At 64.6% G+C, this 20,958-nt stretch carries 18 protein-coding genes; 9 read left to right on the forward strand and 9 right to left on the reverse strand.

All coding sequences use genetic code 11. The features are described from left to right. Nucleotides 1-114 precede the first annotated feature (114 nt). Entirely contained in the window at nucleotides 115-1,059 is a 945-nt protein-coding gene (gene metA, locus BN1133_RS18920) for a homoserine O-acetyltransferase MetA (protein ID WP_050668001.1), read from the forward strand. Nucleotides 1,060-1,112: 53 nt separating this feature from the next. Further along, nucleotides 1,113-1,550, forward strand: a complete 438-nt coding sequence (dtd, locus tag BN1133_RS18925; RefSeq protein WP_050668002.1) for a D-aminoacyl-tRNA deacylase — start codon at nucleotides 1,113-1,115, stop codon at nucleotides 1,548-1,550. Here the strand turns inward: dtd and BN1133_RS18930 are convergent. Next, nucleotides 1,547-2,191, reverse strand: a complete 645-nt coding sequence (locus BN1133_RS18930) for a spermidine synthase (RefSeq protein WP_050668003.1) — start codon at nucleotides 2,189-2,191, stop codon at nucleotides 1,547-1,549. The genes dtd and BN1133_RS18930 overlap by 4 nt on opposite strands. 51 nt (nucleotides 2,192-2,242) lie before the next feature. On the opposite strand from BN1133_RS18930, the gene BN1133_RS18935 reads away from it, so the two are divergent. Beyond that, entirely contained in the window at nucleotides 2,243-3,145 is a 903-nt protein-coding gene (locus tag BN1133_RS18935) for a bifunctional GNAT family N-acetyltransferase/hotdog fold thioesterase (protein WP_050668004.1), read from the forward strand. A 4-nt stretch (nucleotides 3,146-3,149) separates the two neighbouring features. Here the strand turns inward: BN1133_RS18935 and BN1133_RS18940 are convergent, their stop codons facing one another. From BN1133_RS18940 to BN1133_RS18955, 4 genes are all read right to left on the reverse strand, one after another. Continuing rightward, nucleotides 3,150-5,186: an AsmA-like C-terminal region-containing protein gene (locus BN1133_RS18940; protein WP_050668005.1), complete on the reverse strand. Its 2,037-nt coding sequence runs from the start codon at nucleotides 5,184-5,186 to the stop codon at nucleotides 3,150-3,152. Between the two features lie 19 nt (nucleotides 5,187-5,205). After that, on the reverse strand, nucleotides 5,206-7,275 hold the full coding sequence (gene recG, locus BN1133_RS18945; RefSeq protein ID WP_050668006.1) for an ATP-dependent DNA helicase RecG: 2,070 nt from the start codon (nucleotides 7,273-7,275) through the stop codon (nucleotides 5,206-5,208). A gap of 99 nt (nucleotides 7,276-7,374) precedes the next feature. Then, nucleotides 7,375-8,727, reverse strand: a complete 1,353-nt coding sequence (gene pssA / locus BN1133_RS18950) for a CDP-diacylglycerol--serine O-phosphatidyltransferase (RefSeq protein ID WP_050668007.1) — start codon at nucleotides 8,725-8,727, stop codon at nucleotides 7,375-7,377. A 169-nt stretch (nucleotides 8,728-8,896) separates the two neighbouring features. After that, nucleotides 8,897-10,258: a GntP family permease gene (locus BN1133_RS18955; RefSeq protein WP_231686300.1), complete on the reverse strand. Its 1,362-nt coding sequence runs from the start codon at nucleotides 10,256-10,258 to the stop codon at nucleotides 8,897-8,899. A gap of 164 nt (nucleotides 10,259-10,422) precedes the next feature. On the opposite strand from BN1133_RS18955, the gene BN1133_RS18960 reads away from it, so the two are divergent. The 3 genes from BN1133_RS18960 to BN1133_RS18970 are packed head-to-tail and all read left to right on the forward strand — an operon-like array spanning nucleotide 10,423 to nucleotide 13,388. After that, nucleotides 10,423-10,932: a gluconokinase gene (locus tag BN1133_RS18960; RefSeq protein ID WP_050668009.1), complete on the forward strand. Its 510-nt coding sequence runs from the start codon at nucleotides 10,423-10,425 to the stop codon at nucleotides 10,930-10,932. Continuing rightward, nucleotides 10,929-12,725 carry a phosphogluconate dehydratase gene (edd, locus tag BN1133_RS18965; RefSeq protein WP_050668010.1) on the forward strand — a complete coding sequence of 599 codons (1,797 nt, stop codon included), beginning with the start codon at nucleotides 10,929-10,931 and terminating at the stop codon, nucleotides 12,723-12,725. The genes BN1133_RS18960 and edd overlap by 4 nt, the downstream gene beginning before the upstream one ends. A 21-nt stretch (nucleotides 12,726-12,746) precedes the next feature. Then, nucleotides 12,747-13,388 carry a bifunctional 4-hydroxy-2-oxoglutarate aldolase/2-dehydro-3-deoxy-phosphogluconate aldolase gene (locus BN1133_RS18970; protein ID WP_050668011.1) on the forward strand — a complete coding sequence of 214 codons (642 nt, stop codon included), beginning with the start codon at nucleotides 12,747-12,749 and terminating at the stop codon, nucleotides 13,386-13,388. Between the two features lie 50 nt (nucleotides 13,389-13,438). On the opposite strand, the gene BN1133_RS18975 is transcribed toward BN1133_RS18970, so the two are convergent. The 4 genes from BN1133_RS18975 to gpmM all read right to left on the reverse strand — a co-directional run bounded on the left by BN1133_RS18975 (nucleotide 13,439) and on the right by gpmM (nucleotide 18,754). After that, nucleotides 13,439-14,470 (reverse strand): substrate-binding domain-containing protein, encoded by a 1,032-nt coding sequence (locus tag BN1133_RS18975; RefSeq protein WP_050668012.1) that lies wholly within the window; start codon nucleotides 14,468-14,470, stop codon nucleotides 13,439-13,441. Nucleotides 14,471-14,532: 62 nt separating this feature from the next. Further along, nucleotides 14,533-15,753 carry an ammonium transporter gene (locus tag BN1133_RS18980; RefSeq protein WP_050668013.1) on the reverse strand — a complete coding sequence of 407 codons (1,221 nt, stop codon included), beginning with the start codon at nucleotides 15,751-15,753 and terminating at the stop codon, nucleotides 14,533-14,535. Between the two features lie 172 nt (nucleotides 15,754-15,925). Further along, complete coding sequence (gene envC / locus BN1133_RS18985) at nucleotides 15,926-17,215, reverse strand: murein hydrolase activator EnvC (protein WP_050668014.1); 1,290 nt, start codon at nucleotides 17,213-17,215, stop codon at nucleotides 15,926-15,928. A 9-nt stretch (nucleotides 17,216-17,224) separates the two neighbouring features. After that, nucleotides 17,225-18,754 carry a 2,3-bisphosphoglycerate-independent phosphoglycerate mutase gene (gene gpmM, locus BN1133_RS18990; protein ID WP_050668015.1) on the reverse strand — a complete coding sequence of 510 codons (1,530 nt, stop codon included), beginning with the start codon at nucleotides 18,752-18,754 and terminating at the stop codon, nucleotides 17,225-17,227. Between the two features lie 205 nt (nucleotides 18,755-18,959). On the opposite strand from gpmM, the gene BN1133_RS18995 reads away from it, so the two are divergent. The 3 genes from BN1133_RS18995 to gpsA are packed head-to-tail and all read left to right on the forward strand — an operon-like array spanning nucleotide 18,960 to nucleotide 20,922. After that, nucleotides 18,960-19,391, forward strand: coding sequence for a rhodanese-like domain-containing protein (locus BN1133_RS18995; protein WP_050668016.1), 432 nt, complete (start codon nucleotides 18,960-18,962; stop codon nucleotides 19,389-19,391). Between the two features lie 51 nt (nucleotides 19,392-19,442). After that, complete coding sequence (gene secB, locus BN1133_RS19000) at nucleotides 19,443-19,916, forward strand: protein-export chaperone SecB (protein WP_050668017.1); 474 nt, start codon at nucleotides 19,443-19,445, stop codon at nucleotides 19,914-19,916. A 1-nt stretch (nucleotide 19,917) separates the two neighbouring features. Continuing rightward, a complete protein-coding gene (gpsA, locus tag BN1133_RS19005) occupies nucleotides 19,918-20,922 on the forward strand; it encodes an NAD(P)H-dependent glycerol-3-phosphate dehydrogenase (RefSeq protein WP_050668018.1) in 1,005 nt (334 codons plus the stop codon). Nucleotides 20,923-20,958 lie beyond the last annotated feature (36 nt).

Genomic DNA, 20,958 nt, shown 5'->3' on the forward strand with positions numbered 1-20,958 from the left:
GGTTATGCTAGACAAACCCGATCCCGAACACAAAGGGTTGATGACAGCGCAGGCCCTTTATTATAGATTTCTAGACATCCAGACATATTTACTGATGTAGTGCAGGGAGTGAGCATGCCAATCAAGATTCCGGACCAGTTGCCCGCCGCCGCCGTGCTGGGGGAAGAGAATATCTTCGTGATGAGCGAGTCGCGTGCCGTCACCCAGAATATCCGCCCCCTGCGGGTGCTGATCCTCAACCTGATGCCCAAGAAGATCGAGACCGAGATCCAGCTGCTGCGCATGCTCTCCAATACCCCGCTGCAGGTACACGTCGACCTGCTGCGTATCGACGACAGGGATTCCCGCAACACCCCGCAAGCCCACCTGGAGAACTTCTATCACGACTTCGAGCAGGTGCGTGGCAACAACTATGACGGCATGATCATCACCGGCGCGCCCCTTGGCCTGGTGGAGTTTGAGGACGTGGTCTATTGGGAGCGGATCGGCGAGATCATCCGTTGGTCCCATGAACACGTCACCTCTACCCTGTTCCTCTGCTGGGCGGTACAGGCGGCCCTCAAGGTGCTCTACGGCATGGAGAAACAGACCCGTGGCGAGAAGCTCTCCGGGGTCTATCACCACCAGCGTCTGGTGGATCACGAGCCCCTGCTGCGCGGATTCGACGACGAGTTTGTCGCCCCCCACTCCCGCTACGCGGCCTTCGACGGTGACCTTATCCGGGCCCAGACCGACTTGCAGATCTTTGCCGAGTCTGAGGAGGCCGGGGTCTACCTCGCCGCCACCCGGGACTGTCGCCAGGTGTTTGTCACCGGTCATCCGGAATACGACGCCCTGACCCTGGACCAGGAGTATCACAGGGACCTCGAGGCAGGTCTCGACCCCATGGTGCCGGTCAACTACTACCCGCACAACGATCCGGCTCGCCCGCCCAGGGCCACCTGGCGCAGCCACGGCCACCTGCTCTTCTCCAACTGGCTCAACTACTACGTCTACCAGCTCACCAGCTACCGCCTCGAGGACATCGGCAAGGTCTTCACCTACGCCAACAAGAACTGACCGTTCGGGGCCGGGCTGTTATGCTCGGTACTTTGACTTTCGGGAGTGACGTCGTGATTGCATTGATTCAACGGGTGAGTGAGGCCAGTGTCACCGTCGATGGGGAGGTGGTGGGTGCCATCGACGGAGGCCTGCTGGTGTTGCTGGGGGTCGAGCAGGGGGATACCCCATCCCACGCCGATCGCCTGCTGCACAAGGTGCGCGGCTATCGCATCTTCTCCGACCCAGAGGGGAAGATGAACCTCAACGTGGAACAGGCCGGTGGCAGCCTGCTGGTGGTCTCCCAATTCACCCTGGCCGCCGACACCAAGAAAGGGATGCGCCCCAGCTTCTCGGGCGGTGCCCGCCCCACCGAGGCAGAGCGCCTCTACGACTACTTCGTGGAGCAGGCCCGTGCCGGCGGTCTGACCACGCAAACCGGGCGTTTCGCCGCCGACATGAAGGTAGCCCTGATCAATGACGGGCCGGTTACCTTCTGGCTACAGGTCTAGTCGTACACCAGGCTGAGGATGATGTTGCGGTATCCGGGGACGGGCCACAGCTCGGCCTGCCCCAGATGCTCGGCACACAGGTGCAGCACCCGCTCCAGTTCCAGCCGGGTACGGGGCAACAGGTTGACCAGCAGGGTTCCCCCCAACCGTCGGGCCAGGGCCTGATAGAGAGCAGGCTGAAACATCAGGGGGGGATTGCCATCCTGGCCGAACAGGTCGAGCAGGATCAGGTCAAAGGTTGCCTCCTCTCGCTCCAGATAGGCCAGCGCATCGGCGTGGTGAAGGGTGGGTTGTTCCCCTCCCTGGAAGAAGCGCCGGTAGAGCTCAAGCACCTCCCGATCCAGCTCCACACAATGGTGTTCGGCCCCGGGCCAGCGCGCCGCCAAATGGCGGGTCATGTCACCCCCCCCCAACCCCAGCTCCAGCATGCGGGTAGCCTTGTCGGGCAGGCAGGCTTGCACCATCCGCAGATGAGGCAGGCAGAGCGCCTCCGGAGTCGTCCGGCAGAGGACTGACTGGACCACATCGTCGATCTCCAGCCAGCGAAAGTCGGCATCTTCCAGCACGGCAAGACGCCGGCCACTGTAGTGGTCGAGATGGAGCAGGGTATCGGGGTGGCGCGCTTCCAGATTGAAGTTCATGGGGCTAATGGGCAAGATGGTTTGAGACCATTTTAACCCAAGGAGGGGTGCATGTACCGGGTGATTACCCCCCACACCGACACCGAACTGGATGCCTATTACCGTCTGCGCTGGGAGCTGTTGCGCAAGCCCTTCAACCTGCCCCTCGGCTCGGAGCGCGACGAATACGACAGCGTCGCCATTCATCGCATGATGCTCGACGAGGCGGGCAATCCCATCGCCGTCGGCCGCCTCTTCGTAGGCGGCGACGAGGCGCAGATCCGCTTCATGGGTATGTTGCCCCAATACCGGGGCCAGGGGCTGGGTGCTCGCATGGTCGAAGATCTCGAACAGCGAGCCCGGGAGGAGAAGGTCAAGCGGCTGGTGATGAACGCCCGCCAGGAGGCGGTGGAGTTCTACCGCAAGTGTGGCTTTCTCGAGGTGGGGGAAGGGCCGGTCACCTTTGGCCGCATCCCGCACCGCCAGATGATCAAGTCCCTCGCCCCCCTGCAGACCATCGCCTATCGCCCCGAGTGGTGTCAGGATCTGGCGACCCGCTGGTCCCGCGGCATCCCCATCAGCGAGAAGATGGGGGTGCAGATCCACCACTATGATGGCCAGACCCTCCATCTGGGCGCCAATCTGGCGGCCAATCTCAACGTCCACGACACCATGTTTGCCGGCAGCATCTACAGCCTCTGTGTGCTGGCGGGATGGGGCCTTATCTGGCTGCAACTCAAGGAGCTGGGAGTGGTGGGGGATACGGTGCTGGCCGAGGGCAATATTCGCTACTACCGGCCGGTAAAGGCAAGCCCCGAGGCCAGGGTCGCCCGGGAGGGGATGCCCGCCGCCCTGCTGCCCCTGCGCAGCGGTGAGGCCGCCCGCTTCCAGCTCTCGGTGCAGCTCTACAGCGGTGGCAAGCTGGCCGCCGAGTTTATCGGCCAGTACGTGGTGCAGCCGGTCAGGAAGGGATAACCCCTTAGCGAGTGGCCGACTCGACCTGGTGCAGCCGTCCGCCTGGCCCTTGGGCCGGATAGGCAACCCCCGCCGCTGGCCAGCCACATTCGCTCTCGCGGGCCGGAAAGCGCCAGGCCAGGGTCGGAGCTGCCAGGGGGCCGCGCCACTCGGTCAGCAGCTCGGCGCATCCCTGGCTGTTGAGGGCACCGAGATCGAGCGCCCACTCGCCGTTGGCGAGATCGAGATCGCCGCGCAGGGCCAGCAAGTGGGTGATGGTGCTGGCGCCGCCGTTCAGGCTCACCCTGCCCTCTTTCGCCTCCCCCTTGAGGGCGATGCGATAGAAGGGGGTATCGCCCCCCTGCATCCCCTGCCAGAGGCTGGCAGCATCGAGGGCCGGGGCCTCGGTTCGGCCAAACCACTCATCGAGCAGGGGGTCGAGCTTCACCCCTTCCCAGAAGGGATCGCTTAAAGAGAGACTCAGGCTCCCCCCCAGCGTCTCACGCCAGCGTTGGCTGTCGCTCGCCTGCACAGAGGCGTCCAGATCCCCCTTGCCGGAGAGGGTCAGCGGAGCGCCCCCCAGCTTGGCCCACTGCTCCAAATCCAGGCCGCGGCCGGCCAGGGTAAGCGACCCCGGCTGACCCGGCTGCAATCCCCAGCTACCGGCCAGCTTGAGGTGGCCATCGTCAGGCAGCCGGCTCTCGAGGTTCCGCAGCTGCCACTGCTCCGGGGTGAGCTCGAGCAACAGCTCTCCCTTGCGACTGGAGAGCCCCTTCCACACCAGCTCCTCCCAGTGGCTCTCGAGGCGCGCCCGACCGATCAGGGGAGTCACCTCTTCGCCCTTGAGGCGCAGGTCGTTGACGAAGAGTTGCCAGTTCATCAGGGAGAGGGGCACCGCATCGTCAAACGAGAGCACCCGCATCTTGTCGAGGGCAATGCGCCGCACATCGAGCCGGGCGGGATGCCAGGAGCGCCATTGTTGCCACCAACCGGCAGGCAGGGAGAGCTCCATGCCGCTCAGGGTCAGATCCTTGACGGTCCACTCGGAGCGGGCCGGGGCGACGCTCACCTCCAGATTGAAGCTGCCATCGTAGGCCTTGCCCCTGAACTCCCCATCGAGGCGATCCGGGTACATGGCAAGATCCGTGTCGACCCCCTCGAGCTGGAACAGGCCGCGGCCAATCTCCCCGAGACGACCGTGGACGAAGCCGGTCGGCGCCTGCCCCTGGCGCCACTCAATGCCACCCAGGCTGACGTTGATGTCGTTGAGTGCCAGCTCCTGGGTGAGGGCGTTGAGACTGACATGCTCGAGTTGGCCATGGCTGATGCTGACCTGGGTCAAGGGAAACTCGAGACGCTCCAGATCCCCGAGCTCTATGTTCATGCCGCTCCCCTTGAAGCGGTCCAGCTGCAGGCTGCGCGCCCCCCAGTCCAGCACCATGTCAGCCTCGATGAGGCCGTCGAAGGCGTTGGCCACCAGCCTGTCCACCGACAGCTTCTGCCCCTCAAGCTTGCCGCTCAGGGTCAGGCGCGACAGGGCCAGCCAGGGGGTCTCGAGGGCGTTGATATTGAGGGTCAGGTTGGCCTGGGGCGGGCGCACCGGGTCGATAAGCTGCCAGTCGCGGATCCCCGCCGAGAGGCCGGTCACCTTGCCAAGCGGTCCACTCAGCGAGAGACGGTCGATGCGGCCATCTGCCACGCTGAGGCGGTTGATGGGGAGCGTCGGCAACCCCTGGGGCAGCGGCAAGGTGATCCTCGGACGGATCAGATCGAGGTGAGCCAGACGCACGTCACGTTCCAGCCAGTCCACCGACTCCACCTCGACGTAGAGCTTGTCCAGGGTCAGCGCCTCCCCCACCTGCACCTGTTCGGCGAGCAGGGTGTAGGGGTGCAAGGGATTAAAAACCAGCTTGCCGATGGCGACCGGCACCCCGCTCTGGGCCGAGAGCCAGCGGGCCAACGGCGCCTTGGCCCGCTCGGCATCGAACAGACCCAGCACGACCCAGACAGTCAGCAGCAGGAAGGCAAGGGTGTACAAGAGGGCACGGAGCCATGCGTTCATCGATGCCTTCCTCCTCGAGTCAGACGGTGGAGTAGTGTTCCCGCAACCCCAACCAGCGGCGGATCAGCGGGTCCACATGGGACGGGTATTGGTCCATCAGGTAGCGCGCCAGCTTCTGCACCTGGGGGATGAGCGGCTGGTCGCGCACCAGATCGGCGATCTTGAGATCGGCCAGCCCGGTCTGCCGGGTACCGAGCAGCTCGCCAGGGCCGCGCAACTCCAGATCGCGCTGGGCGATGACGAAGCCGTCGTTGGTTTCTCGCAGTACCCCGAGCCGGCTCTGGGCTGTCTTGGACAAGGGGGCATGGTAGAGCAGTACGCAGTGGGAGGCCACCGCCCCCCGGCCCACCCGTCCGCGCAGCTGGTGCAGCTGCGCCAGACCCAGTCGCTCGGGGTTTTCGATGATCATCAGGCTGGCGTTGGGCACGTCCACCCCCACCTCGATGACGGTGGTAGCCACCAGCAGTTGCAGTATGCCGGCCTTGAACTCCTCCATCACCCGCTGCTTCTCGATCGGGCGCATCCGCCCGTGCACCAGGCCGATGTGCAGACCGGGCAGCAGACGCTGCAGCTCGGCGGCCGTCTCTTCGGCGGCCTGACACTCGAGCACTTCGGACTCCTCGATCAGGGTGCAGACCCAGTAGGCCTGCTTGCCCTCGGTACAGGCCAGCCGCACCCGCTCGATCACATCCTGGCGGCGGGTGTCGGGCACCGCCACCGTGGTGATGGGGGTACGCCCGGGGGGCAGCTCGTCGATGACAGAGGTGTCGAGATCGGCGTAAGCGGTCATGGCCAGGGTGCGCGGGATCGGGGTGGCCGTCATGATGAGCTGGTGCGGGTGCACTCCGTCACGCTCCCCCTTCTCGCGCAAGGCCAGGCGCTGGTGCACCCCGAAACGGTGCTGCTCGTCGATGATGACCAGCCCGAGGCGATGGAAGTTGACCTGCTCCTGGAAGATGGCGTGGGTGCCCACCACCATGGCGGCGGAGCCATCGGCGATGGCATTGAGCGCCTCTTCCCGCGCCTTGCCCTTCTGCTTGCCGGCGAGCCAGCCCACCTTGATGCCAAGCGGCTCGAGCCAGCGGCCGAAGTTGATGGCGTGCTGCTCGGCCAGCAGCTCGGTGGGGGCCATCAGCCCCACCTGATAGCCGTTGCCAATGGCCTGCAGGGCCGCCATGGCGGCCACCAGCGTCTTGCCCGAGCCCACGTCCCCCTGCACCAGCCGCATCATGGGGTGGCCACGCTGCAGGTCGCGGCTGATCTCCTCCACCACCCGGCGCTGGGCACCGGTCGGCGCGAAGGGGAGCGAGGCGAGCAGCCGCCCCACCAGCTCGGGGGCCGGCGGCAGGGGCACCGACGCCTGGGTCTGGGCCTGCTCGCGCACCTTGAGCACCGAGAGATTGTGGGCCAGCAGCTCCTCCATCACCAGTCGGGCCTGGGCCGGGTGGCGACCGCTCTCGAGCTGGTCGAGGGCCACGTCCGGCGGCGGCCGGTGCAACAGGCGCAGGGCTTCGGCCAGGGAGATCTGGGTCGGGTAGAGACCGGCGGGCAGCAGCTCCTCCACCCCGTGCTCGGCCAGCAGCACCAGCGCCTGATCGGTGAGGCCACGCAGGGTCAGCTGGCGCAGCCCTTCGGTGGTGGGATAGACCGGAGTGAGAGCCTCTTCGGCCTGGCCGGCCTGCTCCTCCCCGAGCAGCTTGTACTCAGGGTGAATGATCTCGAGACCGAACTTGCCGGGGCGGATCTCGCCGAAGCAGCGCATCAGGCGCCCGGCGCTGAGGCTGTTTTTCTGGGCGGCGGTGAAGTTGAAAAAGCGCAGGGTGATGCTGCCGCTGCCGTCGCTGATGCGGCACACCAGCATGCGCTTGCGCCCCATCAACAGCTGGCTGTCCTGGATCTCCCCCTCAACCGCGCAGGTGGTGCCGGGCAAGAGATCGCCGATGGGCCACACCCGGGTGCGGTCCTCATAACGATGTGGCAGGTGGAACAAGAGATCCTGGACCGTGACCAGTCCCAGTCGCTCCAGCTTCTCCTGCATCTTGCCGCCCACGCCCTTGAGGCTGTCCAGCGGGATTTTATCCAATTTCATCAACCAGATGCCCGACAGTACTGTAAATACGTCCAGATAATAACAAAGGCCTCCCGAAAACGGGAGGCCTTTGGAACGCTTACAAAAGCGGCAATCGGGTCAGATGATGCGCTTGAGCAGCAGGTGAGCCTTGACCCTGTGAATCCGCGCCAGCAGGCGACGCACCTGCTCCGGATAGTCGCCAATCTGCTCCACCTCGTTGAAACGGGTAACCCTCTGGGTATGCTGCAGAATATTTTCCCGCTCGCGAGTGAAGTGCTCGGCCAGCAGGTGCTGGGCATCTTTGACCAGCAGGCCGTTCTCCAAATCCAGGGACCAGGCACGGGGATTGAGGTTGTTGCCGGTGAGCAGGGCCCACTCGCCGCCATCCACGAAGATCCCCTTGAGGTGGTAGGAGTGCCGCTCGTGGCGCCACAGCATCATGTTGAGCAGGCCGCTGTCGATGTGGTGCTGGTTACGCTGGGCAAACTTGCGCAGGTTCGCTTCGTACAGATACGGCAGGCCGCCGATGGTGGAGAACTTCTCCTCGGGCGGGATATAGAAGTCGTTGGCGGTCTTGTCGCCGACCACGATCGTCACCTTGCGCCCGTGGCGCAACAGCCCCTCGATATCCTTGGCCAACTCCTTGGGCAGATTGAAGTAGGGAGTGCAGATGAAGATCTCGCGCTCGCAGCCGCGCACCAGGTTGCGGATCATCCGGTTGAGCTGGTTGTTGCGCTTGCCGAGTCCCACCAGGGGCGTCACCGCCACCTCACCCGCCACCGGCAGGCTGGAGTTGAAACGGTAGTGGCTGCGGGCCAGTTGCCCCTTGAAGCGGCGGATCGTCCCCTTGAGCTGCTTGGCGGTGGGGATGGCCGGCTTGTCGAGCCGGGATACCGCATCGCTCGCGACGAAGTAGTCGTCCACATAGCGCACCATGGCATTGGCCAGCTCGTGGCTCTCGATCTGGTGGTAGCGGTCGAAACGATAGCGCTCCTGCTGGTGCAGGTAGACATCGTTGAGGCTGGCGCCCGAGTAAAGCACGGTGTCGTCGAAGACGAAGCCCTTGAGGTGTAACACCCCGAGCAGCTCGCGCCCCTTGACCGGTACACCATAGATCGCGATGCGCTCCTTGTGCTCGGCCGCCATGGACTGGTAGCGCAGGTGGTTGCCTCCCTGGGCCCCCTTGCCGATCAGGCCGCGCTGGGCACGGTGGAAGTCGACGAAGACCTTGATGTCGAGGTCGGGATTACGTCCCTTGGCGGCGTAGAGGGCATCCAGGATCTCGCGGCCCGCCTCGTCATCTTGCAGGTAGAGGGCCACCAGATAGATGCGCTGGCGCGCGCTGGCGATGAGATCGAGGATGCGCTGCTTGAAATCCTTGGCGCTGTAGAGCACGTCAAAACGGTCTGCGCCCACGGCGATCTTGGGCAAGCGCTCCAACAGCTGTCGATAATGTGCCGGTAAATGCATAGAGAAACCTGAAATCACTGCGTTACGCGTTCCACTCGAAGCGGGGAATGGGCAATTCTAGCAACGGTCGGCGGCGTCCCCAAGCAAGAATCGGTAAAAAGTCGATTCAGGCACCATAACCATGGGGCCGGCGCAAGGCCGGCCCCATGGTGTTTGGCACGACGGTCACTCAGAAAATCATGCTGGCCAGCGCCACGATCAGGAAGGCAATCGTCCCCAGAAGGGTCTCCATGACGGTCCAGGTCTTGAGGGTGGTCTTCTCGTCCATGTTGAGGAAACGTCCCACCAGCCAGAAACCGGAGTCGTTGAAGTGGGAGAGCACTGTGGCCCCGCCGGCGATGGCGATGACGATAAAGGTGAGATCCAGCTCGCTCAACCCGGCAGTGGCCGCCACCGTCGGCGCCATGAGGGCCGCCGTGGTCGTCAGTGCCACGGTCGCCGATCCCTGGGCCACGCGCAGGGCGGTAGAGACCAGGAATGCCGCCAGGATCACCGGCATCCCGGTATCGGAAAGTACATCGGCCAGTGCCGCACCTATGCCACTGGCACGCAGCACACCGCCGAACATGCCGCCGGCACCGGTCACCAGAATGACGGCACAGACGGGGGCGAGCGCCTCGTTACACAACTTCTCGAGCGCCACCTTGCCCTGGCTCTGACGAAACAGGAAGAGGGCATAGATCAGGGTAATCAGCAGGGCGACCGGGGTCTTGCCGACCATCCGCAGCACATTGACCCACTCGGCCCCCTTGTCCACCATCCCCATGGCGCCCAGGGTGTTGAGTCCGGTATCCATGAAGATGAGGAGCAGGGGCAACAGCAGGATCGAGAGCACCTGCCCGAAGCTCGGCGCCGCCTCATGGCTGACCTGGGCATCTGCGACGAAACGCGGTGGCAGGGGGATCTCGAACTTCTTGCCGGCCCACAGACCATAGAGATAGGCCCCCAAATACCAGGTGGGGATCGCCACCAGCAAGCCCACCACGGTCAGCAAGCCTATGTTGGCCCCCAGCAACTCACTCGCCGCCACCGGCCCCGGGTGAGGGGGCAGGAAGGCATGCATCACGGCAAAGGCGCCGGCCGAGGGGAGTGCATACTTGAGCACAGAGCCGCCAAACTGCTTGGCCACGCTGAAGATGATGGGCAGCATGACGATGAGCCCCGCATCGAAGAAGATGGGGAAGCCAAACAGCAGGGAGGCCACCCCCAGCGCCAGCGGTGCCCGCTCGGGCCCGAAGCGGTTGATCAGGGTATCGGCCAGCACCTTGGCCCCCCCGGTCTGCTCCAGGATCCGCCCTATCATGGCGCCCAACCCCACCAACAGCGCCACCGAGGCCAGGGTGCTGCCAAAACCGCCCAGCATGGTGGGTATCACCTGGTCGTAGGTCACCCCGGTGGCCAGGGCTGTGATCAGGCTGACCAGCGTCAGGGCGACGAAGGCGTGCACCTTGAAACGCATGATCAGCAATAGCAGCAGAACGATGGCGCCACCTGCGACAGACAGCAGATAGGCCACATCGGGTGTGTTCACCGCTCCATCCATTTTCTTATCCTCACTTGGTTCCTATTATGCGTCGCACGATTCTGTGCTTCACTTCACAATGCGTAACGTTACCGGTAACATGTTACCGGTAACGTGGTAAGTTAGAAGCCATTCGACAAACGATTTTCAAGAAGTGAGATAGAGGTCAAACAATGGCGGGAATGAGCATTATCGTGATGGGGGTCTCCGGCAGCGGTAAATCCTCGGTAGGCGCCCGGGTGGCAGAAGCCATCGGCGCCAAGTTTATCGACGGGGACGATCTCCACCCGAGAGCCAACATCCAGAAGATGGCCAACGGCACCCCTCTCAACGACGCGGATCGTGCCCCCTGGCTCGAGCGTATCCGTGATGCGGCCTACAGCCTCGAGCACAAGAACGAGACCGGCATCATCGTCTGCTCGGCCCTCAAGCGTCAGTACCGTGACCTCATCCGCGACGGCAACCGCTCGGTGCGCTTCCTGTTTCTCGACGGCGAGTTCAACCTCATCCTCGAGCGCATGAAGGCGCGCCAGGGACACTTCATGAAAGAGGCCATGTTGCAGAGCCAGTTCACCACCCTGGAGCGACCGGAAGGGGAAACCGGGGTGATCCGTATCGACATCGACGGCAGCTTCGAGCAAGTGGTGGAGCGCGCCGTCCACGCCCTGGAGGCAGAGCAATGATCCATCCCGTCATCGCCCGCGTCACCGCCCGCCTTCGCGAGCGCAGCCAGACGCGCCGCGCCGCCTACCTCGCCCGCATCGAGCAGATGGCCGCCAGGGGCAAGACCCGCGCCGCCCTGGCCTGCGGCAACCTGGCCCACGCCGTCGCCGCCTCGAGCTGTGACGAGAAGGGGCGCATCCTCGACATGACCCGCGCCAACGTGGGCATAGTCACCGCCTACAACGACATGTTGAGTGCCCACCAGCCCTATCAGGGCTACCCGGAGATCATCAAGGGTGCGCTGGCCGAGCTGGGCCACAGCGCCCAGGTGGCGGGCGGCGTGCCCGCCATGTGCGATGGCGTCACCCAGGGCCAACCGGGGATGGACATGTCCCTCTTCTCCCGGGATCTGATCGCCCAGGCCACCGCCCTCTCCCTCTCCCACAACACCTTCGACGCCACCCTGCTGCTCGGGGTGTGTGACAAGATAGCCCCGGGCCAGCTGATGGGGGCCCTCTCCCACGGCCACCTGCCGACCGCCTTCGTGCCGGCCGGTCCCATGGCCAGCGGCATCAGCAACGACGAGAAGGTGAAGGTGCGCCAGCAGTACGCCGCCGGTGAAGTAGGGCGCGACGCCCTGCTCAAGATGGAGTGCGGCGCCTACCACGCCGCCGGCACCTGTACCTTCTATGGCACCGCCAACACCAACCAGCTGGTGTTCGAGGCGATGGGGCTGATGCTGCCGGGCTCGGCCTTCGTGCATCCCCACAGCGAGCTGCGCCAGGCCTTGACCCGGGAAGCCGCCCGGCGCATCAGCGCCATGGTCGGCGGCTCAGGCCACTTCCGCCCCCTGGCCGAGGTGCTCGACGAGCGCAGCCTGGTCAACGGCCTGGTGGCCCTGCTCGCCTCCGGCGGCAGCACCAACCACAGCATCCACATGGTGGCGATCGCCCGTCAGGCCGGCCTCATCATGACCTGGGACGATCTCAGCGAGCTCTCCGATGTGGTACCACTGCTGGTGCGCATGTACCCGAACGGTCCGGCCGATGTGAACGCCTTCCAGGAGGCCGGGGCCGTACCGGGTCTGCTGCGCCGTCTGGCCGAGCAACAATTGCTGCACCTGGACGCCACCCCGGTGTTCGGCACCATGGCCGACTATCTCAAGAACCCGCACCTGGTGGAGGGTCAGCTGGTGTGGCAAGAGGCGGGGGTGAGCCGCGACCCGGAGGTGCTGGCCCTGCCCGGCGCCCGGTTCCAGGCGAGCGGCGGTACCAGGGTGCTCGACGGCAACCTGGGCCGCGCCGTGGTCAAGGTCTCCGCCGTGGCCCCCGAGTATCGCCTCGTCGAGGCGCCGGCCCGGGTCTTCTCCTCCCAGCACGCGGTGGAGGCCGCCTACAAGGCCGGTGAACTCAATCAGGACGCCGTCATCGTGGTTCGCCACAACGGCCCGGCCGCCAACGGCATGCCGGAGCTGCACAAGCTGATGCCGGTGCTGGGCAACCTGCAGAAGGCCGGCTACAAGGTGGCTCTGGTGACCGACGGCCGCCTCTCCGGCGCCTCGGGCAAGATCCCGGCCGCCATCCACGTCACCCCGGAGGCGCTGCACGGCGGAGCCATCGGCCTGCTGCGCGATGGCGACCTGTTGCGCCTCGACGCCGATCAGGGCAGCCTGATGTGCCTGAGCGATCTGAGCGGCCGTGAGCCGGCCCCCATCGATCTCAGCACCGAGCAGGAAGGCTGGGGTCGTGAACTGTTTGGCGTGATGCGTCGCGCCGTGTCCAGCGCCGAGTGTGGCGCCACCATCTTCGAATAAGATCAGCAGAAGGAAATTCCCATGCACAACTGGAACGTCTCCCCCGCCGAGGTCTTCGCCGCCTCTCCCCTGGTCCCGGTCATGGTCATCACCGATCTGGAGCAGGCCGTGCCGATGGCCGAGGCCCTGCTGGCCGGTGGCATCTCGGTGTTCGAAATCACCCTGCGCACCCCGGTGGCCCTGGCCGCCATCGAGCGCATCGCCAGGGCGATGCCCGAGGCCATGGTCGGGGCCGGCACCATCATCAACGCCGTCCAGTATGACGCCGCCGTCGCCGCCGGCGCCCGCTTCGTCATCTCCCCGGGCATGACCCCGGCCCTGCTGGCCCATGCCGCCAGGGGGAGTGCACCGCTGATCCCGGGCGTCGCCACCCCCTCCGAGGTGATGCAGGCCCTGGAAGCCGGCTACGATCATCTGAAGTTCTTCCCGGCCGAGGCCAACGGGGGCACCAAGGCGCTCGCCGCCATCGCCGCTCCCCTGCCCCAGGTGCGCTTCTGCCCGACCGGCGGTATTGGCCCGAAGAACGTGGCCGATTATTTAGCCCTTAAGAGCGTCGCCACCGTCGGCGGCTCCTGGATGCTGCCGGCCGACACCGTCAAGGCCGGCAACTGGGACGAGGTGACCCGCCTCTCCCGCGAGGCGGTCGCACTGGTCAGCCGCTAAGCACGGCGCCCCCTGCCAAACCGACAGGCCACCCCGAGGGGTGGCCTGTTTCATGAGCGGATGGGCCGGGGGATCTCACCCAGGCTCTCCCCCTCGAACAGGGTGAAGCCGAGGTCGCACACCTTGGTCGCCAGCGGCTGACCGGCCAGGCTGGCCAGTAGCAGAGTGGCGGCCTCGCGCCCTATCTCCTCACGCGGGGTGATGATGCTGGCCAGTTGCGGCGAGATGGCGCGCCCTATGTTGAGGGAATTGGCACCGGCGATGGCAATCTGCCCCGGAACCGGGATGCCGAGCGCCTGGGCACGCAGTATGGCCCCCACCGCCAGGTCATCGTTGGTGCAGAACAGGCCATCCAGGTCGGGCCAGCGGGCCAACGCCTGATCCAGCAAGGAGCCACCGAGGATGAAGGTGGAGGACTCCCCGGTCAGCAGGTGCTCCCCCGTCAACCCGGCCGCTCCCATGGCATCGTAGTAGCCGGCCATCCGCAACCGGGTGCGAACGTCGAGACGAGCCCCCAGATAGACGATATGACGCCGTCCCCGGGCCAGCATCGCCTCGGTCATGGCACGCGCCGCGGCGCGGTGATCCATTCCCACCACCATGTCGATGGGGGCCTCGGGAAAGTCCATCGCCTCCACCACAGGAATGCCTGCCGTGGCGATCATCTTGCGGGTGCGCTCGGTGTGTTCGGTATCGCAGAGGATGAGCCCATCCACATGAAACGAGAGCAGCGAGGCGACCTGCTCCTCCTCCCGTTCCGGGCTATAGCCATAGTGTCCCAGCAGGGTCTGGTAGCCGGCCGCACGGGTGACCGCCTCGACCCCCTGCACCACGGCCGAGAAGACCTGGTTGGAGAGAGAGGGAATCAGGATGCCGATGGCGCGACTGGTGGCGTTGGAGAGGATGTCAGGCGCCCGGCTGGGAATATAGCCGAGCGCCTCGACCGCCTCGGCGATGCGCTGCCGGGTGGCCTCGGCCACTGAGCCGGGGTCACGCAGATAGCGGCTGACCGTCATCTTGGTCACGCCGACCCGGTCGGCGATATCCTGCAGGGTGGGGCGACGTTTTCGGGTGTCGTGCATGGGGGAGAACCGGCGGAAAATGTTACGTGTAACATACCCGTTTTGCTCCCCCAAGTCAGCCGTCAGATGGGTGCCTTGTCCCGGTTGGTGGCGGCGATGTGATGGATGGCGAGGTCGGCGCCAATAAACTCCTCTTCCTCGCTCAGGCGCAGTCCCACCAGCCGCTTCATCAGGCCGTAGATCAGGCCGCCGCCACACAGGGCTGTCAGGATACCAAGACCTGTGCCGATCAGCTGGCTGCTGAGACTCACCCCGCCCATGCCACCCAGGTAGGGATGGCCAAAGATGCCGGCCGCGATCCCCCCCCAGGCACCGCACAGTCCGTGCAGGGGCCACACCCCGAGCACGTCGTCTATCTGGGGGCGCTTGCGCTGCAACCAGGTGAAGGTGCCGATGAAGATGGCTCCGGCCACGCCCCCGACCAGCAGGGCGCTCAAGGGGTGCATCAGATCCGAACCGGCACACACCGCCACCAACCCGGCCAGGGGACCGTTGTGGATGAAGCCCGGGTCGTTGCGGCCGAGCAGCATGGCCACCAGGGTGCCGCCGACCATGGCCATCAGGGAGTTGAGGGCGACCAAACCGCTGATCCCCCCCAGCTTCTGGGCCGACATGACGTTGAAGCCGAACCAGCCGACCGTGAGAACCCAGGCCCCGAGCGCCAGCATGGGGATGTTCGAGGGGGCAAAGCCCACCGCCTGACCACCGCGAATGCGCCCCTTGCGCATGCCGAGCAGCACCACGGCCACCAGGCCGATCCAGCCCCCCACGGCATGCACCACCACCGAGCCGGCAAAGTCGTGGAAGGGGGCCCCGAAGCGCAGCTCAAGCCATGCCTGCAGGCCGAAGTTGCCATTCCAGGCGATCCCCTCGAACAGGGGATAGACCAACCCCACCGTGAGCCCGGAGCAGAGCAACATGGGGTAGAAGCGCGCCCGCTCGGCAATACCGCCACTGACGATGGCCGGGATGGCGGCGGCGAAGGTGAGCAAAAAGAAGAACTTCACCAGCTCGTAGCCCTGCCCTGCCGCCAGGGTCGGCGCATCGGCGAAGAAGGTCTTGCCATAGGCAAGCCAATAGCCGATGAAGAAGTAGGCCAGGGTCGAGATGCCGAAGTCGGTGATGATCTTCACCAGGGCGTTGACCTGGTTCTTGCTGCGCACCGTGCCCAGTTCGAGAAAGGCAAAGCCGGAATGCATGGCAAGCACCATGATGGCGCCGCCGAGCACGAACAGGGTGTCCGCACTCTGGGTAAGGGTTGCGATAGCGTTGGGGTCCTGCACTGTGTGTCTCCATCATCCTGATTTGTTGTCATGCACCGCCCCGTCGAGGGGGCGGGCGGAGGGAGAGCAGAGCAGGAGTCGTGCCAGCAAATCGGGCCCAAAAGAGGGCCCGATAGAGACGCATTGGTTCAGGATGGGGCACCAGTTGTGTGCCTGGCACCAAAATGGGGCACTAACTGCGCCGGGAGAGCCACCTGGTGGGGTTGATCGCCTCCCCCTGATAACGGATTTCGAAGTAGAGACCGGTCTGATCCTGGCCGCCACTGTTACCCACCAGGGCTACAGGCTCGCCCTGCTCGACCTTCTGCCCCACATGGCGCAGCAGAGACTGGTTGTGACCATAGAGGCTCATATAACCCTTGCCATGATCGACCACCAGCAGCATGCCGTAGCCATCGAGCCAGTCGGCATAGACCACCTGACCGGGCGCCACCGCCTTGACCTGAGTGCCCTCGGGGGCGCCGATCAGGGTCCCTTTCCACTTGATCTCGGCGGTGCGCCGTGACCCGTAGGAGATGAGAATGGGCCCCTGCACCGGCCAGCGCAAGGCGCTGCTGGTGCTCAGGCCTCCGCTGTAGCGACGGCTCTGGGCCTCGGCCTGCTCCAGCTCTTTTTGCTGACGGCGGGCGAGCTGGCGCTCCTCCTCCCGCTGGGCCTGCTCCGCCTGCTTGCGTAGCCGCTCCTGCTCCGCCTTCATCCTGGCGATGCGTTCGCGCTCGCGGCGTTCGGCCTCCTCCTGCTGGCGGCGCAACTCCTCGAGGCGTGCCTTGAGGCGCTTCTCCGCCTGCACCATCTTGGCCAGCTTGGCCTCATCGCTCTGCACATCCTGCTGCAGCTGGCTGCGGGTCTGCTCCCGGCTCTGCTGGCTGGCGAGCAGCCCCTGATGCTGCTGCTTCTGATCGTCGAGGAGGCGCTGCTGACGACCCAGAGTCTCCCGAGTCGCCTCCTGATTGGCGGTCAGCCGCCGCTGGGTGGCACGCAGGGACTCGATGGCCTCAATTCGGGCCTTGTTGAGGTAGTCGTAGAAGTCGATGGTACGGCTGAGGCGATTGGGATCCTGCTGGTTGAGCAGCAGCTTGAGATAGTCGTGATCGCCGGCCCGGAAGGCACTCTCGGCCTGCTTGGCCAGCAGGCTCTTCTGCTGGTTGGCCTGGCGCTCCAGTTCGTCCTTCTCGCGGGCAAGCTCCTGAATACGGCTCTCGCTCTTCTTGAGCTGAGAGCGGGTATCCGCCAGCTTGGCAGCGGCGACAGAGACGGCGCGCTCATCCTGCTCCAGCTGTTTGGCCAGCTTGGCCAGCTCCTGCTTGCCGAGCTTGACCGCCTTCTGCTGAGCCTTGATATCGTTCTGGACCTTGCCCAGATCGTTGTTGAGCCCCCCCTGGGCGCTCAGGCAATAAAACAGCGCGCCGGCCAAAAGGCCGACGCGTTGTAAGTGCTTTGAAATCAAGTCACGTCCCCGCATGGGGCGGAATTATTTCAAAATCATCAGGGGCTTGCCAGTCATTTCCGGCGGCACAGGCAGACCCATCAGAGTCAGCATGGTAGGCGCCAGATCGGACAGTTTGCCGCCCTCTACCACCTCGGCCTTGCGACCGAAGTAGATGAGGGGCACCGGCAGGTTGGTGTGGGCGGTGTGCGCCTGACCGGTCTCTTCATCCATCATCTTCTCGGCGTTGCCGTGGTCGGCGGTGATAAGGCATTCGCCACCCACCTCGGCCAGGGCCTCGGTGACACGACCGATGCAGTGATCGACGGCCTCGCAAGCCTTGACCGCGGCATCGAACACACCGGTGTGGCCGACCATGTCGCCGTTCGGGTAGTTACAGATGATGACGTCGTACTTGCCGCTCTTGATGGCCGCAACCAGCTTGTCGGTCAGTTCGCCAGAGCTCATCTCGGGCTGCAGATCGTAGGTGGCTACCTTGGGGCTGGCCACAATCTCGCGATCCTCGCCGGTGAAGCAGGCCTCTTCGCCACCGTTGAAGAAGAAGGTGACGTGAGCGTACTTCTCGGTCTCGGAGATGCGCAGCTGGGTCTTGCCCTGCTTGGCCAGCCACTCACCCAGGGTATTGACCAGGGCGGTTGGCGGGTAGGCACAGGCGGTCTTGATGTCGGCCGCATACTCGGTCAGCATCACGAAGTTCAGTTTCGGCAGGGCCTCGCGGGCAAAACCGGTGAAGTCGGTGTCGACGAAGGCGCGGGTGATCTCGCGGGCACGGTCGGCACGGAAGTTCATGAAGATCAGGGCATCGCCATCCTGCATCGGGGCGGCTTCGCCGATACGGGTGGCCTTGACGAACTCGTCGTTCTCGTCACGAGCGTAGGCAGCAGCCAGGGCCTCGGTGGCGGAGGCGGCGGTGAACTCGCCCTTGCCCTGGGTCATCAGGTCATAGGCCTGCTGTACGCGGTCCCAACGGTTGTCGCGATCCATGGCGTAGTAACGACCGATCATGGAGGCGAAGCGACCCTTGCCGAGGGCGGCAAACTTGGCGTCGAACAGCTCGATGGAGGACTGGGCGGAGCGCGGCGGCACGTCACGGCCATCCAGGAAGGCGTGGAAGTAGATCTGCTCGGCGCCACGACGGGCGGCCATCTCGATCATCCCCAGGATGTGCTCTTCGTGGCTGTGCACGCCACCCGGAGACATCAGGCCCATAATGTGGACAGCCTTGCCGGCCTGAACGGCGGCATCGACGGCCTTGCCGATCTCGACGTTGTCGAAGAAGGGGCCGTCCTGGATGTCTTTGGAGATGCGGGTCAGCTCCTGGTAGACGATCCGGCCGGCGCCGATGTTGACGTGACCCACCTCGGAGTTGCCCATTTGACCATCGGGCAGACCGACGTCGAGGCCGGAGCCGGAGATGAGGGTGCTGGTGTAGTCACGAGCGAGGCGATCCAGATTGGGGGTGTTGGCGGCGGCGACGGCGTTGTGCTCTGCCTTGTCGCTGTAGCCCCAACCGTCCATGATGACCAGAACCAGGGGTTTCTTGGCTGTTGACATAAGACTATGTCCTCTCGGATTGGAATGAATTGCAGAAAGCGAAACTAGCGTAATATTACTACATCCGCCGAAATAGTCACCTGATCCGCCGGGGCCCGCCAGCCCTGCCTGAGAGCGTGCTCCCGCTTTGCCCCATTGATGGCTGATATTCTCACCTCCCCCATGTATACTCGGGCCCTTGTCCCGGATTTGGATTGTAGGAAAGATGCAAGAGTATCTGGATTTCGCGGCCCGCAACCCCCTGCTCACCGCAGCCTGGGTCGGCCTGGCCGGCACCCTGATCTACACCACGGTGCGTGCCCGTTTCTCCCCCGTCAAGGCGGTTAATAACCACGCCGCCACCATGCTGATCAACCGCGAGAATGCCGTGGTGGTCGACATCCGTACTCTCGACGAGTTTGGTCGCGGCCATCTGGCCGGTGCCCAGCACCTCATCCTCAGCGAAATCCAGGCCAACAACCTGGGCCAGCTTGAAAAGCACAAGGATGACCCCATTATCGTGGTGTGCGAGACCGGTATGAGTGCGGGTGCCGCCGCCAGAGCCCTCTACAAGCATGGCTTCAAGCGGGTGCACACCCTGGCGGGTGGCATGGCCCAGTGGCGTGCAGATAACCTGCCGGTCACCAAGAAGCGCTGATAATCCCGGGGCCACAGGCCCCGTTTTTGCTAAATAAAGGAATCAAACAACATGGCTGAAGCGATCAACAACCAGGAAGTACAGCAACCGGAATTCCACATCCAGCGCGTCTATGTGAAGGATGTTTCGTTCGAGGCACCGAACACCCCGCACATCTTCCAGAAAGAATGGCAGCCGGAAGTCAGCCTGGATATGGACACCAAGACCAATATGCTGGCCGAAAGCATCTACGAAGTGGTGCTGACCCTGACCGTCACCTGCAAGCTGGGCGAAGAGACCGCCTTCCTGTGCGAAGTGCACCAGGCCGGTATCTTCACCATCGGCAACCTGCCGGAGCCGCAGCTGGCTCACTGCCTGGCCGCCTTCTGCCCGAACATCCTGTTCCCGTACGCTCGTGAAGCCGTCTCCGCCATGGTTAACCGCGGCTCCTTCCCGCAGCTGAACCTGGCTCCGGTCAACTTCGATGCCCTGTTCGCCCAGCATGTGGCCCAACTGCAGGCAGAGCAGGCCACTGCGGAAGCTTGAGATGAGTGACAAGGCTGCCATTTCGGTCTTGGGGGCGGGGTCTTACGGCACCGCCCTTGCCATTTCTCTGGCCCGTAACGGCCATCCGACCCTGCTGTGGGGTCACGATCCGGCTCATGTTGCCGATCTGGCCAGAGAGCACTGCAACAAGGCCTTCCTGCCGGATGTGCCCTTTCCCGATTCCCTGCTGCTGACCTCGGATCTGCAAGAGGCTGTCACGGCGGCTCCCGTGCTGCTGCTGGTAGTCCCGAGCCATGTCTTCGGAGAGGTGCTGGCCCGGATCAGGCCCTTCCTGCGCCCCGACAGCCGTATCGCCTGGGCCACCAAGGGCCTGGAGCCGGACAGCGGCCGCCTGCTGCAAGAGGTGGCGCGCGAGGTCTTGGGCGATACCATGCCGCTGGCGGTGATTTCCGGTCCCACCTTCGCCAGGGAGCTGGCCGCCGGCATGCCGACCGCCATCTCGGTCGCCTCAACCCATGACGACTTTGCCGAGGACCTCTCCCACCTGCTGCACTGTGGCCGCTCGTTCCGGGTCTATACCAACCCGGACTTTATCGGCCTGCAGCTGGGGGGCGCCGTGAAGAACGTCATCGCCATCGGTGCCGGTCTCTCCGATGGTCTGGGCTTTGGTGCCAACGCACGTACCGCCCTCATCACCCGTGGCCTGGTTGAGATGCAGCGCCTCGGGCTCGCCCTCGGTGCCGATGCCAAGACCTTCATGGGGATGGCAGGACTCGGGGACCTGGTACTCACCTGTACCGACAACCAGTCGCGCAACCGCCGCTTCGGTCTGGCGCTGGGGGCCGGCAAGTCGGTCGAGAGTGCCATGACCGAAATAGGCCAGGTCGTCGAGGGGCATCGCAACACCAAGGAGGTGCACCTGCTGGCGGCACGCTGTGGGGTGGAGATGCCCATCTGCGAACAGATCTACAAGGTGCTCTACGAGGGCAAGAACCCGAAAGAGGCGGCGATAGCCCTGCTCTCCCGGGACAAGAAAGACGAGTAGTTCACCCGAAACAAGAAGGCCCCGCCAGTTGGCGGG

Origin of the sequence: Aeromonas schubertii (genome assembly GCF_000820105.1) — a bacterium.
GTDB lineage: Bacteria > Pseudomonadota > Gammaproteobacteria > Enterobacterales > Aeromonadaceae > Aeromonas > Aeromonas schubertii.

What these genes read in the sequence shown, in the direction of transcription:
- pssA (WP_050668007.1), bottom strand. Translation starts at nt 8,727, where the DNA reads ATGCATTTACCGGCACATTATCGACAGCTGTTGGAGCGCTTGCCCAAG.
- secB (WP_050668017.1), top strand. Translation starts at nt 19,443, where the DNA reads ATGGCTGAAGCGATCAACAACCAGGAAGTACAGCAACCGGAATTCCAC.
- gpsA (WP_050668018.1), top strand. Translation starts at nt 19,918, where the DNA reads ATGAGTGACAAGGCTGCCATTTCGGTCTTGGGGGCGGGGTCTTACGGC.
- BN1133_RS18970 (WP_050668011.1), top strand. Translation starts at nt 12,747, where the DNA reads ATGCACAACTGGAACGTCTCCCCCGCCGAGGTCTTCGCCGCCTCTCCC.
- edd (WP_050668010.1), top strand. Translation starts at nt 10,929, where the DNA reads ATGATCCATCCCGTCATCGCCCGCGTCACCGCCCGCCTTCGCGAGCGC.
- BN1133_RS18975 (WP_050668012.1), bottom strand. Translation starts at nt 14,470, where the DNA reads ATGCACGACACCCGAAAACGTCGCCCCACCCTGCAGGATATCGCCGAC.
- gpmM (WP_050668015.1), bottom strand. Translation starts at nt 18,754, where the DNA reads ATGTCAACAGCCAAGAAACCCCTGGTTCTGGTCATCATGGACGGTTGG.
- BN1133_RS18930 (WP_050668003.1), bottom strand. Translation starts at nt 2,191, where the DNA reads ATGAACTTCAATCTGGAAGCGCGCCACCCCGATACCCTGCTCCATCTC.
- BN1133_RS18960 (WP_050668009.1), top strand. Translation starts at nt 10,423, where the DNA reads ATGGCGGGAATGAGCATTATCGTGATGGGGGTCTCCGGCAGCGGTAAA.
- metA (WP_050668001.1), top strand. Translation starts at nt 115, where the DNA reads ATGCCAATCAAGATTCCGGACCAGTTGCCCGCCGCCGCCGTGCTGGGG.
- envC (WP_050668014.1), bottom strand. Translation starts at nt 17,215, where the DNA reads ATGCGGGGACGTGACTTGATTTCAAAGCACTTACAACGCGTCGGCCTT.
- BN1133_RS18940 (WP_050668005.1), bottom strand. Translation starts at nt 5,186, where the DNA reads ATGAACGCATGGCTCCGTGCCCTCTTGTACACCCTTGCCTTCCTGCTG.
- recG (WP_050668006.1), bottom strand. Translation starts at nt 7,275, where the DNA reads ATGAAATTGGATAAAATCCCGCTGGACAGCCTCAAGGGCGTGGGCGGC.
- BN1133_RS18995 (WP_050668016.1), top strand. Translation starts at nt 18,960, where the DNA reads ATGCAAGAGTATCTGGATTTCGCGGCCCGCAACCCCCTGCTCACCGCA.
- BN1133_RS18935 (WP_050668004.1), top strand. Translation starts at nt 2,243, where the DNA reads ATGTACCGGGTGATTACCCCCCACACCGACACCGAACTGGATGCCTAT.